The sequence below is a fragment of the Longitalea arenae genome, from assembly GCF_016924755.1.
Taxonomy (GTDB): Bacteria; Bacteroidota; Bacteroidia; order Chitinophagales; family Chitinophagaceae; genus Niastella; species Niastella arenae.
On record NZ_JAFFJX010000015.1, the window covers coordinates 43,846 to 58,115 of the forward strand.

At 48.0% G+C, this 14,270-nt stretch carries 11 protein-coding genes; 4 read left to right on the top strand and 7 right to left on the bottom strand.

The window, feature by feature from the left end; translation table 11 throughout:
• The first annotated feature begins 28 nt into the window (after positions 1-28).
• Positions 29-1,711 (top strand): glutamine--tRNA ligase/YqeY domain fusion protein, encoded by a 1,683-nt coding sequence (locus tag JT717_RS22905; protein WP_205513365.1) that lies wholly within the window; start codon positions 29-31, stop codon positions 1,709-1,711.
• A 132-nt stretch (positions 1,712-1,843) separates the two neighbouring features.
• Here JT717_RS22905 and JT717_RS22910 read toward each other — a convergent pair whose 3' ends face one another.
• Positions 1,844-3,175, bottom strand: a complete 1,332-nt coding sequence (locus tag JT717_RS22910; protein WP_205513366.1) for an amidohydrolase — start codon at positions 3,173-3,175, stop codon at positions 1,844-1,846.
• Positions 3,176-3,355: 180 nt separating this feature from the next.
• Here JT717_RS22910 and JT717_RS22915 point away from each other — a divergent pair, with 180 nt between their 5' ends.
• Entirely contained in the window at positions 3,356-4,519 is a 1,164-nt protein-coding gene (locus tag JT717_RS22915; protein ID WP_205513367.1) for a T9SS type A sorting domain-containing protein, read from the top strand.
• A 72-nt stretch (positions 4,520-4,591) separates the two neighbouring features.
• On the opposite strand, the gene JT717_RS22920 is transcribed toward JT717_RS22915, so the two are convergent.
• Positions 4,592-6,151 carry an acyl-CoA mutase large subunit family protein gene (locus JT717_RS22920; protein WP_205513368.1) on the bottom strand — a complete coding sequence of 520 codons (1,560 nt, stop codon included), beginning with the start codon at positions 6,149-6,151 and terminating at the stop codon, positions 4,592-4,594.
• A 20-nt stretch (positions 6,152-6,171) separates the two neighbouring features.
• Positions 6,172-6,705 (bottom strand): DUF7935 family protein, encoded by a 534-nt coding sequence (locus JT717_RS22925; RefSeq protein WP_205513369.1) that lies wholly within the window; start codon positions 6,703-6,705, stop codon positions 6,172-6,174.
• Between the two features lie 254 nt (positions 6,706-6,959).
• On the opposite strand from JT717_RS22925, the gene JT717_RS22930 reads away from it, so the two are divergent.
• Positions 6,960-7,304: a HesB/IscA family protein gene (locus tag JT717_RS22930; protein ID WP_205513370.1), complete on the top strand. Its 345-nt coding sequence runs from the start codon at positions 6,960-6,962 to the stop codon at positions 7,302-7,304.
• An 82-nt stretch (positions 7,305-7,386) separates the two neighbouring features.
• Complete coding sequence (locus tag JT717_RS22935) at positions 7,387-7,698, top strand: MmcQ/YjbR family DNA-binding protein (RefSeq protein ID WP_205513371.1); 312 nt, start codon at positions 7,387-7,389, stop codon at positions 7,696-7,698.
• Between the two features lie 79 nt (positions 7,699-7,777).
• Here JT717_RS22935 and JT717_RS22940 read toward each other — a convergent pair whose 3' ends face one another.
• The 4 genes from JT717_RS22940 to JT717_RS22955 all read right to left on the bottom strand — a co-directional run bounded on the left by JT717_RS22940 (position 7,778) and on the right by JT717_RS22955 (position 14,264).
• Complete coding sequence (locus JT717_RS22940) at positions 7,778-8,476, bottom strand: response regulator transcription factor (protein WP_205513372.1); 699 nt, start codon at positions 8,474-8,476, stop codon at positions 7,778-7,780.
• 2 nt (positions 8,477-8,478) lie between these two features.
• Complete coding sequence (locus tag JT717_RS22945) at positions 8,479-9,795, bottom strand: sensor histidine kinase (RefSeq protein WP_205513373.1); 1,317 nt, start codon at positions 9,793-9,795, stop codon at positions 8,479-8,481.
• Positions 9,796-10,131: 336 nt separating this feature from the next.
• Positions 10,132-10,692, bottom strand: a complete 561-nt coding sequence (locus tag JT717_RS22950) for a DUF1003 domain-containing protein (RefSeq protein WP_205513374.1) — start codon at positions 10,690-10,692, stop codon at positions 10,132-10,134.
• 77 nt (positions 10,693-10,769) lie between these two features.
• A complete protein-coding gene (locus JT717_RS22955) occupies positions 10,770-14,264 on the bottom strand; it encodes a trifunctional glycoside hydrolase family 18/polysaccharide deacetylase/glycosyltransferase family 2 protein (protein WP_205513375.1) in 3,495 nt (1,164 codons plus the stop codon).
• Positions 14,265-14,270 lie beyond the last annotated feature (6 nt).

Here is a 14,270-nt window from a genome sequence, read left to right on the forward strand (position 1 = left end):
AAATTTGCCAAATTCAATTTATTGAGTTATGGCAGAGATCACCACACCGGAAGAAAAAAGTCTGAATTTTATTGAAGAGATCATTGAAGAGGATCTGAGATCGGGCAAGTACAAGTCTATTGTCACCCGTTTTCCGCCCGAGCCCAATGGCTACCTGCATATTGGTCATGCTTCGAGTATCTGTTTAAATTTCGGGCTCACCCAAAAATATCCCGGTTATACCAATCTCCGGTTCGATGATACCAACCCGGTAACGGAAGATACTGAATATGTCGAAAGCATAAAAGATGATATCCGCTGGCTCGGTTTTAAGTGGAAGAATGAATTATATGCCTCTGACTACTTCGATAAAATGTATGAATTCGCTGTTACGCTTATCAAAAAAGGACTGGCGTATGTGGATGATTCTACTTCAGAACAGATCGCTGCCATGAAAGGTACGCCTACCGAACCCGGTAAGGACAGTCCCTTTCGCACCCGCTCAGTAGAGGAAAATCTCGACCTCTTTGCCCGCATGAAAAACGGTGAATTTCCCGATGGCTCGCGTACCCTGCGGGCCAAGATCGATATGACGCATGCCAATATGTTAATGCGCGACCCCGTATTATACCGCATTAAACATGCGCATCACCACCGTACCGGTGACAAATGGTGCATTTATCCCATGTACGACATGGCGCACGGTCAAAGCGATTCTATTGAAAATGTTACCCATTCCATTTGTACGCTGGAGTTTGTGCCACATCGTGAGCTGTATGACTGGCTGATCGAAAAACTGGAAATATATCCTTCGCATCAATATGAATTTGCCCGCCGCAATATGAATTACACTGTTACCAGCAAAAGAAAATTGCTGCAACTGGTGAACGATAAATTTGTAAGCGGCTGGGATGATCCCCGCATGCCAACCATCTCGGGTTTACGCCGGGCGGGTTATACACCCGAAAGCATCAGGGAGTTTTGCGATCGAATAGGGATTGCCAAACGCGAGAATATGATCGATGTATCGCTGCTTGAGTTCTGTGTGCGTGAACACCTGAACAAGATCGCGCTGCGCCGCATGGTCGTGTTTGATCCCGTGAAAGTGGTGCTTACGAACTATCCGGCCGATGGTTCATTTGAGATCGTCAAAAGCGAGGACAATCCAGAAGATCCGAACACAAGCCACCGCGAAATACCTTTTGGCCGGGAGATCTATATCGAGCGGGAAGATTTCATGGAGAATCCGCCCAAAAAGTTCTTCCGCCTGGCGCCCGGACAAATGGTCCGTCTCAAAAGCGCTTATATCATCCGCTGTGATGAAGTTGTTAAAGACAGCAACGGAAAAATAACGGAATTGCATTGTACTTACCTGCCTGAAAGTAAAAGCGGAGCTGATACCTCAGGCATACATGTAAAAGGTACTTTGCATTGGGTGAGCGTGGCGCAGGCCATTAATGTGGAAGTACGCCTCTACGACCGTTTATTCCGCGTAGAAGACCCCACCAGCGAAGAAGGCGATTTTAAAGATTATATCAATCCCAATTCTTTACAGGTGATCAGCTCTGCCTATGCAGAACCATCTTTGAAGAATATCCGTTTCAGCGACCGCTGCCAGTTCCTGCGTAAAGGTTATTTCTGTTTGGATAAAGACACATCTGAAGAGAAAATGGTGTTTAACAGAACGGTTACCCTGAAAGATACCTGGGCAAAGGAGCAGAAGAAGGCTTAACGAAGTCAGAAATCGGAAGTACATACATAAAAAAACCTGTCAGGAACGAAATCGGTATAGTGATGTTGAATGACCGATAGAGCCTGACAGGTTTTTTATTTAAATCTCCGACTGCTGATTTCCATTTACTTCCTACTTCCGACCTCTTAGTTCGGAATGGGCCCTCGCATAATCGAAAACAAGATTACAAAACGCCTTCACACCCACATCGAGCCGGCTGTCATCAATGAAAAAATCAGGTGTATGATGCGGTGGCGCTTTTGATCTGTCAGCGCCTTTGGGCATACCACCGAAATAGATAAAAAACACCGGCGCCTTCTCACCATAATATGAAAAATCTTCCGAGCCGGTCACCCATGCACGTTCCCTTACATTTTCCTTACCTGCCGTTCTTTCGAGTGTAGGCAGCATCATTTTAACCAGGGCAGGATCGTTATAGGTGACCAGGGTTTTGGTATCGATCGTAACTTCTGCCTTAGCGTCCATCGCCGAGGCAATGGTCGTGGCTATTTTACGGATGCGTTCATGTGTTTCCTGCTGCATCTTGCTGTCGAGGGCCCGGATGGTTCCCTGCAGCACTGCTTCTTCCGGAATTATGTTGGGCCGAACCCCACTATGAAATTTGCCAACGGTAATAACAACCGGTGCCTTCGTAAGCTCCGATTGACGGCTTACAATGGTTTGCAGGGCGTTCACAATTTCAGTGCCTGCTACGATGGGATCAACGCCTTTCCAGGGTTGTGAGCCATGGCTTTGTTTACCTTTTATGTGAATGGTAAACCAGTCGGAAGAGGCCATGAATGCGCCGGACTTGTATTCAAAGTTCCCCACTTCAATATCCGATTCAATATGCATTCCGAAAACGGCATCTACTTTGGGATTCTCCATACAACCTTCTTTCACCATCAAAGGCGCTCCGCCTTCTTCATCACCGGGCGGACCTTCTTCTGCTGGTTGAAAGAAGAACTTGACCGTACCGGGAACGTCTTTCTTCATAGAAGCCAGTATTTCTGCAGCACCCATTAACATAGCTACATGACTATCGTGGCCACAGGCATGCATGACGGATACCGTGTCGCCCATGTATTCGGCTCTTACGGTAGATTTAAACGGAAGGTCCACACGTTCTTTTACCGGCAACGCATCCATGTCGGCCCGCAAGGCCACTACAGGTCCCGGTTGACCGCCCCGTAATATGGCCACGATACCGGTTTTTGCAATGCCTGTTTGTACTTCGAGGCCCAGCTTTTTTAAATGAGCGGCAACATATTCAGCCGTTTTAAATTCGCGGTTCGATAATTCGGGATGCTGGTGCAAATACCGGCGCCATTCAATGACCCTCGGCAGCATAGCGGCTGCCTGTTTATCGACGAGCGCCTGGCCTTTTTGCTGTGCCTGAACGCCGGTGATCAGGAAGAGTAGAAGAGGTTGCAGGATCCATCGAATTGACTGTTTTAGTGGCATGCTGGATTGTTTTTCTGAATGTAGAAAAAAATTATGAGTTGCCACCCCGACTAAACATATGATTTTTAATCTACTTTATATGGTACTTATATTGTTTATAATCGATTGACGGCCATACGTGTAATAAGCAAATATATTTATCGTTTATTAAGTGTTTTAATCCCGAAAACCCGTTCCGAAATGCACTTTGCCCTACCCAGAACTGCCATAACCCATGGCAGGCTTTTCCGGTTTTTAACCCTATGCGGTGCACTCCTGCTTACATTTACCACCATACCCTGTTTCTCACAACCTGTCGGTAACTGGACCTTTACCGGTTCAACCAATGGCACGGGCGGCACCTTTAATACCGTTTCGCCTGCAGATTTCAGTACGGCTATTCCTACCAAAGTGTATCATGGCGCTTCCGAGTATTATGGCGAAGATGGTTGGCCGGCCGGCGCTGCTGATCCTGCCGTTTATTTGCAGTTTACTATCAGTCCGAACACCGGTTACCAACTCGATCTTACCAGTGTTATTCTGCGCATCCGCCGAAGCACTACCGGGGCTTCGGGATCAGGACCTACTTCATGGAGCCTGCGGTCGAGCCTGGACGGCTACACTTCAAATCTTGGTTCAAACAGCTTAACCACCAGTTATAATGATTATACGGTTAATCTAGGCAGTGGTTTTTTGCATGTGTATACACCCGTGACTTTCCGTTTATATGGATACAATGCCATTGTATCGGGCGGTGGCGGGCTTAGCCGTTTAGTGTTGGATAATATCAGTATTCAGGGGATTGGAGCTGTACTGCCGGCAAGGGTAAATAACATACAGGCGCTGCGCAATAATACCAATGGAATTGAGCTGAAATGGCAGATGAGCCATGTGCAGGCGGGAACTGTTTTTGAGGTGCAGCGTTCGACAAACGGCACCGATTTTACCACTGTCAATAATTACAAGGAAAAAGAATACAAGGCTACGAATTCCTACACCTGTTCCGACCAGCATGTACCGGCTGTTTTTTCAAAGTTGTATTACCGCATCCAGGGTATTAGGCCAGATGGAAGCAGCTTTCTGTCGCCGGTAGTTACCGTAAATAACGGTACTGTTACAAAGCCGATGATCGATCATACAAGTGTACAGGGTGAATCATTAATTACCTCCTTGCAAGTGCCTGAAAAAGGTGTATACATGCTTTCGGTATTTTCGCTGAATGGCGTGGTACTGCAGCAAATAAAAGTTGACCGCCAGGCCGGGGTACACCTGGTTAGATTGCCGCTGGGCTCATTAGCGCATGGACTGTATGTGATCCGGCTTGCGGGTAACGGAGTAACTGATAGTAAGAAGTTTATCTGGTAAACTTTATAGTTCACAGTTCTGAGTTCACCGTTGACACCGGCTGCTAAAAACTTAGAACTTTAAACTTAGAACTTATTTGTATTCCCCAAACACTTCCCGCAATGTATCGGCAATTTCGCCGAGCGTACATTTTTGCTCAACAGCTTCAATAACGGTGGGCATAATATTTTCACCGGAAGTCGCTTTGTCAGACAGATACTGCAATACCTGGTCGCATTTGGCCGGGTCGCGGTCATTGCGCAGTTTGGCCAGTTGCTGGGTCTGTACATGGCGAATGGAGTCATCTATCTTAAAGACGGGGGTGTTATCTTTTTCGGCCGACTGAAATTTATTAACGCCTACAATGATCTTTTCTCCGTTCTCAATTTTACGCTGGTATTCATACGAGCTGCGGGCAATGGCATCCTGGATGAATCCCTCTTCAATGGCCGATACGCTGCCGCCCATGGCATCGATGGTCGCTATCAGCTCATAGGCTTTTTGTTCAATTTCACTGGTCAGCGCTTCCACATAGTAAGAGCCGGCCAGGGGATCAACCGTGTCGGCTGCGCCGCTTTCAAAAGCAACGATCTGCTGGGTGCGTAACGCTATACGGGCTGCTTCTTCGGTGGGCAGGCTCAATGCTTCGTCGTAGCCATTCGTGTGCAGGGACTGTGTACCGCCCAGTACAGCGGCCAGGGTTTGTACCGTTACCCGGCTGATATTGTTTTGTGGTTGCTGGGCGGTGAGTGTGCTGCCACCGGTCTGGGTATGAAAGCGCAGCATCATGGCTTTAGGATCTGTAGCGCCCAGTTCCTTCATGATATTGGCCCACATGCGCCGGGCAGCCCTGAACTTGGCTATTTCTTCAAACAGGTTATTATGTGCATTAAAAAAGAAAGAAAGGCGCCGGCCAAATACGTTGATGTCTAGTCCTTTTGCCAGTGCTGCCTTTACATAGGCTTTGCCATTGCTCAACGTAAAAGCAATTTCCTGAACCGCTGTGCTGCCGGCTTCGCGTATGTGATAACCTGAAATCGAGATCGTATTCCATTTGGGCAGTTCCCTGCTGCACCATTCGAATATATCGGTAATGATACGCATGGAAGGCTGCGGGGGATAGATATAAGTGCCCCGGGCGGCGTATTCTTTCAGAATGTCATTTTGAATAGTGCCGGTGATCTTTTTCAGATCGGCGCCCTGTTGTTTGGCCAACGCTACATAGAACGAAAGCAGAATATAAGCGGTGGCATTGATGGTCATGGAGGTGGACACTTCTTCCAGCTTAATGCCTCCGAACAGGGTTTGCATGTCTTCAATGCTGTCGATGGCCACACCTACTTTTCCTACCTCACCTTCAGCGAGCGGATGATCACTGTCGTACCCGATCTGGGTGGGCAGGTCAAAGGCCACGCTCAATCCCATTACGCCCTGCGACAACAGGTAATGATATCGTTTATTACTTTCTTCTGCCGTACTGAAGCCCGCATACTGACGCATGGTCCATAATTTCCCGCGATACATATCTTCCTGCACGCCCCGGGTGAAAGGGAACTGACCAGGCATTTCGTGATGGGCAGCGGGTACATCGGCAGCGGTGTACACCTGTTTTATTTCAATGGCGCTATCGGTATATAGTTTTTTTTCTGGCATGACCGTTTTTTACTCGTTTCCTAGACCATCAGTTTTTTCGCTTCATAGCTGAGCACATCCGCTACCACATTGTGCAGCGAGGCCTTGGGTGATTGCATTAACATTTCCAGAATGCTGCGGCTAAGGTCCTGGCCAGTGGCATCGGCCGGTAAAAACGAAGCGATCTGATTAATTATCAAGATATTCTGATCTTTCAGGTTGCGCACAGCTTCCCATGATTCCTGCGAAACATAGATCTGCTGGGTAACATTGTATTCAAACTCCTGGCGGATCTGCTGGGTTAACAGTGCCTGCATATCGCGGGCGCTTAATCCGGCCTGGCTGGTACGGCTGATGATATTGGGCAATGCAATCCGGTCTACCAGTAACATCAAACGCTCATAAGCTTGTAATTGAAGGGGTTGTGCAGAAGGCGCCGCTGCCTTTTGTTTTTCGTGCTTATCCAGCAGTTCTTTGGCTTCTTTCCGTTGTTTCCACAATGCATAAGCCAGGCCGCCGCCGAGGGTAAGGGCAATTACAATGGAAAGTACCATTTGAGTGGTAGTAAGTTGCATTCAATAGGTTTTAGGTGAACAAAAATAGTTCTTAGTTTTAAGTTCTTAGTAATAAGTTATTTAAACGAAAAGCCGGGGGTTACAGTATATAAAACAAATGTTCCCCGGTACCAGTTGCCTGTTGCCGGTTTTCAGGCATTGCAACAAGTTCTGTTAAATCACATCAAAGACAGCTATGCTGTTCAAACCGGTGACCGGTAACTGGCACCCGGTAAGCCCTTTTATCGTAATTTTGCAATATAAAAGATCGAAGTATGGAAATGACAATGACCGTTCCTGTGAGTTTTACTGCCGGCGCCCTGGCCGAGATCCGTCGCCTCATGAACGCTCCGGACTTTGACAGTTCCAAATTCCTGCGCGTTGGTGTAAAAGGCGGGGGATGTTCAGGCCTTTCTTACATCTTAGGTTTCGATGATAAACAGGCCGACGACGAGGTATTTGAATTCGAGGGACAGACCTTTATCATGAACAGATCGCATGGCATCTACCTGATGGGAATGCAGATCGACTGGGCGGATGGCTTGAACGCCCGTGGCTTTACCTTTAATAATCCCAATGCCAGCAAAACCTGCGGCTGCGGAACCTCCTTTGCCGTTTAGGCAGAATCCGCCGAAGGCGGGAGGCGCACAACGCAAAAAAACTTACGTATTTTCTTCATCGACCTGCTGATCCACTCAGGCAATGGTTACTATTGATGCTTTCAAACAACTGGTGCTTTCGTTGAACGGCGTTGAAGAACTGCCTCACTTTGAAAAGACTTCTTTCAGGGTGAAGAAAAAGATCTTTGCCACTCATGCTCCCGGCAGCGATATTATTTGTGTAAAGCTGTCGGAAGTGGATCAATCCGTTTTTTGCGCCATTGACAAAACCATGATTTACCCGGTTGATAATAAATGGGGCAAACAGGGCTGGACACTCGTGAACCTGAAGAAAGTGCGAAAAACGATCTTGAAAGATATTGTTACCACCGCGTACAATGAAGTTGCCTGCTAGTTGGCAATACGAGCTTCAAAAATGTGCCATCGAATGCACATGAGCCGGTAGACGGTAGCCGGTAACCGGCATCTACAGGCTAACTTACTGCTGCATTGAACCGGAATCCCACCCCGTGAATGGTTTCAAGCATGATATTGGGATCGGCTTTAAAGTATTTACGCAGTTTGGTCATGAACACATCCATGCTTCTGCCAAGGAAGTAATCGTCTTTACCCCACACGTTCAACAAGACTTCATCACGTTTTAAGATATGGTTGGCATGTTCGCAGAGGAATTTCAGTAAGTCAGCCTCCTTTTGAGTGAGGGTAAAGGTTTCTGCCGGTGCATGCAGTTTCAGATCGGTATAGGAGAACTTCATGTTACCGATACTGAATTCCTGAATGTTGTCGGCATGCAGTTTACGCGAACGGCGTACGAATACATCCATGCGCAGCAACAGTTCCTGCATGCTGAAAGGTTTGGTAATATAATCATCGGCGCCGGTGAGGAACCCCTTGATCTTATCTTCTTCCATTGATTTGGCGGTGAGGAACAGGATCGGGATCATGTCGCTCTGCTGACGGATCTTACGGGCAACAGTGAAGCCATCTTTATTGGGCATCATCACGTCGAGTAAACAAATATCATATTGCGTTTTATCGAATTGATCGATGGCAGCTTGTCCGTCGGGACATAACACCACTTCATAACCTGCATCCTGCAGATTGTCTTTTATGACATATCCTAATGACAGATCGTCTTCGGCCAGTAGTACTTTCACTTTTTTTGTTAGCATGATCAGCTATTTAAGGTTGCTGGAAGAATAAGCCTGAACTCGGTTCCTATTCCGGGCAGGCTGTTTATTTTAATGGTGCCGTGATGGGCATCGATGATCCGTTTTACAAAGTTCAATCCCAATCCAAATCCTTTAACATTATGCACGTCGCCGGTGGGCACGCGGTAAAATTTCTGGAAGAGGCGTTTCTGGTATTTTTTTTCAATGCCAATGCCGTTGTCTTTAATAGAAATGTAAATATTACCCTCTTCTTCGCCAATGGAAACGATAATATGTGGCTTGGCCGAAAACTTCAGGGCATTCTCGAGCAGGTTAACAATGGCCAGCTCCAGGTGGGCGCGGTCTGCAGAAAGCGCTATGTTTTGCAGCTCTTCATCGACCTGGATATTGACTTCTGCTTTTTTCTCATCGATCAGGGGTTGCACTTTCGCAACGGCCTGCTCAATGAGGTCTTTCAGCGCTACCTGTTTTTTCTCAATGGGCAGGTCCTTTCTGTCTGATCGCGCGATCTGCAGGAGCCTTTCCACCTGGTCTTGCAGATGCTGCGTTTGATTTTCTATGATGGTGGCATATTTCCGTAACCGGTCGGGCTGGGCGGTGATCTTATCCTGCAACAAAACTTCTGCGGAGATTTTCATGACCGCCAGCGGGGTTTTGAATTCGTGGGTGAAATTGTTCACGAAGTCTTTCTGGATCTCTGCCAGGAAACGCTGCCGGTAGAAAAAGAACAGGATAACGGCCAGTCCGATCAGCACCACGAACACGATAGCGCTGCTGATGAACCAGAAATTCATTTGTTGCAGCACATATTTATTGCGGTGCGGAAAATACAGCAATACATAGCTGAAATTGCGATGGTAAACAGCCAGGTTGATGATGCTGGGCGGATAGCGCGATGCCGCTGCCGTGATATAGGTTGTGTCCTTATAGGAAGTTCTTCCGGCGTCGTAGTAAGCAATATATACATCGGTCAATACATCAAAATCATTGAGCTCATGCTGCAGGTAATAGGCGATAGAGTCTTCGGTATGAAAATTATCGACGCGAAATAAAAAATAATCGGTGCTCGGATGTTCGATAAGGTCTTGCAGGTGGTGAACGCGGGTGTCAACCAGGTCAAGGTCTTCATACAGGCCGCGGATGCTTTTAACTACGTTTGTATTGAAGGTCTTCTGTTCGAATGAATACACTTTATTAAGCCAGAACAGCTGCACGGTCATGATCAGCATTATTAAAATACTGGCCAATAATACCAGCCATCTGAGTGTTGATGATCGCATATAATCTGATAAACTTCTGTAGGCAAATTTGCTACCCATTATGTTTAGATTTTTTGCAATCTGGTTAACTGCTTGTTAAGGAAAGTTACGAAGCTTGTTACAGATGGTCAAGGTTATAATGATTGTTAATCGCCGGTTAAGCAGGCCGTAAAATTTTTCCCGGGCAACTCATTTGAATACTTTCACAGTGTCAATACGATTCAGCCAGCTGCAAGATTCACTGATACCACAGATCATAATAAACACAGCTCAAGCATCAAAGAAGGTCGGTTTCTTTAGGGTTTAAACGTCGCTCCGGGTGGGCGGCGTTTTTTTATGCCTCAGGCCGATCGATCATTGCCATTGCCAATTATCTATTGGCATTTACCCATTGCATTACTTATGGTTATTGCGCTTCAATTCCCTGATGATCATTTCCAGCAGTTTGATCTGTTCGGCCTGGGACTCTATCAGCTTTTTAAATTGTTCCTGTATGAGCAGGTCCATTTTCTGGTGAAGGGCCCTGATCTCGATCTCAGCTTTCAGGTTCACCACATAATCATTCTCATTGCGTTTCCGGTCTTTTTCCTCCTGCCGGTTCTGGCTCATCATGATCACCGGCGCCTGAATGGCTGCCAAACAGGACAGCAGCAGGTTCAGTAAAATGAAAGGGTAGGGGTCGAACCGGTGGCGGCCTGCCAGCACCAGGTTAATACCGATCCAGACGCAGAGCAGCAATGCAAACCAGGAAATGAATTTCCAGCTGCCACCAAAACGCGCCACCCGGTCGGCCAGGCGCTGTCCCAGGCTGAGCTGTTCCTCCTGCTGTTCAGCCATTCTCTGCAGTAATGAGTTTTCCTGTTCTATCGATTGTAGCACTATTTCATTCAGTTTATTCAGGTGTTCATTCTCGGTATCGAGCAGGCTGGTGATGTATTTGACTTTAGCAGGATGCATAATTGAAAAGTTTTTTTGATAAGTTTAGGTTTGTTACCTGAGTAGCGGGCCATGGTTCCAACCACGGCCGGGTTGGCCTACCTGCCGGGCACAAGCTCATAGGAGGCATTCTCTTTTTGCAGACTTCCTGTTCGTTTCAGCACACCCCAGCCCTGTAATTCGCCTTTAATGGCTTTCAGCATCGCTTTGAACAGTACTATCAGCATCAGCCAGCGGTAAATGAGCCGTTGGGGCAGTAACCATAATAGGCGTGATTTCTTTTCCCCCTCGAAATGAAAGGCCAGTATGGATACTGCAGCATCTACCAGCATGAATAATCCATAATAGAACAACATATGAGCTGCATGGCCGGTGAAGCAACCGATAAGCATGAAAAGATCAGCTAAGGGCGCAAAACCGGGTATAATGAACTGGAAGAGCAGGATGTTGGGGAAGGCTGCCCAACCGAGTGCTTTATACCGTTTGCTGAACAGCAGCTCCCGATGCTTCCAGAAGGTTTGCATGATGCCGAAGCTCCACCGGAAGCGTTGTTTGATGAACATGGTCACCGTTTCGGGGGCCTCGGTAAATGCGAGGGCCTGGTGTTCATTCGTTATGGTGTACCCCTGGCGCAGGATGCGAATGGTGAGGTCGCAATCTTCTGCCAGCGTATCGGTGGTAAAACCGCCGGCAGCCAGCACGGCTTCTTTACGGAAAGCGCCAATGGCGCCGGGTACAACGGTAATAGCGTTAAGCGAGGCAAAAGCTTTACGGTCGAAATTCTGGCTGGTGATGTATTCGATGCTTTGCCAGCGGGTGAGCGGGTTCACCAGGTTGCCCACTTTTACATTGCCGGCCACGGCGCCGATGGTTCCTGTGCGGCAGGGCCCGCCCTGAACAACACCCGGGCAAGTGTTCGTTGCCATAAAATGCCGCATCATTTTCGGAATGGCGTCGTGGTGCAGGCGGGTGTCGGCATCAATGCAAACCACATAATCTGCCTTCGACTCCCGGATCCCAAAATTCAAAGCCGATGCTTTTCCGCCATTCGCTTTGGTAAACACCTTTACCGCCGGATGTTTATGAAAGGCATTGTATACTTTTTCATAGGTGCCATCTTTGCTGCCATCATCAACAAAGATGATCTCGGTGTTGGGCCAGTTCGTCTTTAACAGATTATTTATGGAATCAACCGCATGCACCGATTCATTATAAGCCGGCACGATCACCGATACCAGCGGCTGTTCACGGCATGCCTCGTTTTCGGGGCCCGCGTCTGCGAATGGCAGCAGCTTTTCTTTGCGTCGTTGCCGGTTGGCGAGCCAGGCAAGGAAGACCAGCCGGGCCATGGATAATACCATGAATGCAACAAAGAGGAAGAACAAGAGCTTGCCGGCCCAGTAGCCCGATTCTGCGAGCAGGTAATTGAACTGTACCAGGTAATATCCTTTCCCTCTGGGTACGGCAGGCATCAGCTCGGTCTTTTGTTTTCCCAGCAGGCCGGCAATTGTAGTGAACTGGTAGCCCTGTTTTTTAAAATACTGTATAATGCGCGGTAATGCCGCGATGGTGGCGCTGCGGGTATTGCCACCGGCATCGTGCAGTAAAATAACGTTGCCGCTCAGGCCAGCGGCGGTGAGCGCCTGTTTACGCCGGATGGTCCGGGCTACAATGCTGTCTGCGGAAATACCGGGCTCCCAGTCGAGTGGATCAATCGATTCGCCTACATCCAGATAATTTTTAGTGCGGGCGATGGCCACTGGCAGCAGCTCTTCCATTTTCTCCGGCTCAAAATCGGCATTGTATGGCGCCCTGAACAAAACGGTAGAGTGACCGGTGATGCATTCCAGCAAGAGCCGGGTGCTTTCCATTTCCAGCAAGGCCCGCCTGGGTGAAATACTGGCTATGTCAGGATGGGTGAAGGTATGGTTGCCCAGTTCATAACCTTCGCGATACATGCGTTTTATGAGCGGGATATTTTGTTCGGCATTCATTCCCACCACGAAAAAAGCGGCAGGTACATTTTCTTTTTTTAAGATGTCAAGTACTTTGGGCGTCCACACCGGATCGGGACCATCATCAAAAGTGAGCACCAGTTTCTTTGCGTCGGCTTTTCCGTATTTCCTGACGACGAACATACTGGGCAAACTGTCGTAATGTTCTTCGCTGATAAGCATATCGGTGCTGTCCATTTCGGGCCTGATCCGTCCATTAACGGGTGTAGAAAGAATATCGAGTACTTCCCCTTCGCCGAGATAATCTACGTCATTGCTCGCCTGTACGGTGGTGATGTTTTTGAGATTGAAAGTGGCCAGGGCCTGTTTTCGCATATCCCGGTTATAAAATTTCCAGATGCGGCTGTCTTCACTGCCCAGCCGCCACAAAGCGGTTCCGGCCAAACCGTATTCAGCGGCAAAACGCAGGCTGTTAAAAGTGGTGGCAGCGTCAGTAAAATATACCTCATGCGGTTTGTCGTTATCGTCGTAATAACGGTAATGCAGATTATAGGAGTCATTGTCAAAATCTATGCTGCCCTCCGACTCGCGGGCGGTGGTCAGGGCCTGCTGATATGTGATGCTGGTAGCTGCGCTGTGCTGAGGCCAGTCGTACCCATACGCTGCCAGTGAGAGTACCAGTTTCTTCGATGGAATATAGCGGGCTACTTTATCTACCGCTGCTTCAATCCATTGCTGGTGGGCAATGGGACCTGGATCGGTATTTTCGGCATGCTGATCATAGGCCATTAAAAACAGGTAATCGTTGTACTTTGCCAGTTGCCCGTAATTGTAATCTGCATTGAAGGGCATTATGTCCTGGGTCACAAGAAGGCCTTTTTCATGTAGGCGGGTATATAATTCTTTTTGAAAAGCAATGAGTACTTCGTCGGAGCGTTCCTCCAGCTCTTCAAAGTCGACATTCACGCCAATGAACTGGTTCTTTTGCAAAATATTTATAACGTCATTGATCAGCCGTTCTTTTTTCCTGGGATCGGTTAAAATGCGGTGCACCGGTGCGCCCAGGAAGCGGGTTTGATAATTGTTCGACAGGATGGGCATTATCGGCACTCCGCTTTTTTTCATGATGGCGAGGGCCCGTTCATCAACCTGCGTATAAACGGTATCCGCCTTTGGATCAATGAACATCCATTCCGGGATCACGAGGTTCAACTGGGAAATATTCCGTTGCAGCGAGAAAAAAGATTGCGGGTCCCAGGCTACATAGAATGCTGACCGGATGCCGCACCCTAAGCCTGCCTCCCGCTGAAAGGGCAGGAGGCCAACGCCTGTGCTGTCGGCTCCCGCAGGCTTGCTGCGTAATGCGTTACCAGGTTTAGTTCCTTTCTTTTCTTTATTAATGATATACTGCTGAAAGCCCGGCGCCAGTTCCTTACACGACAGGTTGCTATGCGTCCCGGGTTGCCAGTCTGATAAGTTCGTTATATGGTTATTCAACCGCGGCAGGGCAGGTGTATATACCTGTCGTAAGGCCACGATCAGAGCCGCCACAGCTATAAAGATGAACAACAGCAGAAAACTGATGATCCATTTGAAGCGCTTCCACCGGGTGGAAGAATTGGTTTGAAAAACTTGCATACACGT

Excerpts from the sequence above, each read along its gene's own strand:
- JT717_RS22910 (WP_205513366.1), bottom strand. The coding sequence starts at position 3,175 with ATGCCACTAAAACAGTCAATTCGATGGATCCTGCAACCTCTTCTACTC.
- JT717_RS22955 (WP_205513375.1), bottom strand. The coding sequence starts at position 14,264 with ATGCAAGTTTTTCAAACCAATTCTTCCACCCGGTGGAAGCGCTTCAAA.
- JT717_RS22940 (WP_205513372.1), bottom strand. The coding sequence starts at position 8,476 with ATGCTAACAAAAAAAGTGAAAGTACTACTGGCCGAAGACGATCTGTCA.
- JT717_RS22925 (WP_205513369.1), bottom strand. The coding sequence starts at position 6,705 with ATGCAACTTACTACCACTCAAATGGTACTTTCCATTGTAATTGCCCTT.
- JT717_RS22915 (WP_205513367.1), top strand. The coding sequence starts at position 3,356 with ATGCACTTTGCCCTACCCAGAACTGCCATAACCCATGGCAGGCTTTTC.
- JT717_RS22950 (WP_205513374.1), bottom strand. The coding sequence starts at position 10,692 with ATGCATCCTGCTAAAGTCAAATACATCACCAGCCTGCTCGATACCGAG.
- JT717_RS22905 (WP_205513365.1), top strand. The coding sequence starts at position 29 with ATGGCAGAGATCACCACACCGGAAGAAAAAAGTCTGAATTTTATTGAA.
- JT717_RS22935 (WP_205513371.1), top strand. The coding sequence starts at position 7,387 with ATGGTTACTATTGATGCTTTCAAACAACTGGTGCTTTCGTTGAACGGC.
- JT717_RS22930 (WP_205513370.1), top strand. The coding sequence starts at position 6,960 with ATGGAAATGACAATGACCGTTCCTGTGAGTTTTACTGCCGGCGCCCTG.
- JT717_RS22920 (WP_205513368.1), bottom strand. The coding sequence starts at position 6,151 with ATGCCAGAAAAAAAACTATATACCGATAGCGCCATTGAAATAAAACAG.
- JT717_RS22945 (WP_205513373.1), bottom strand. The coding sequence starts at position 9,795 with ATGGGTAGCAAATTTGCCTACAGAAGTTTATCAGATTATATGCGATCA.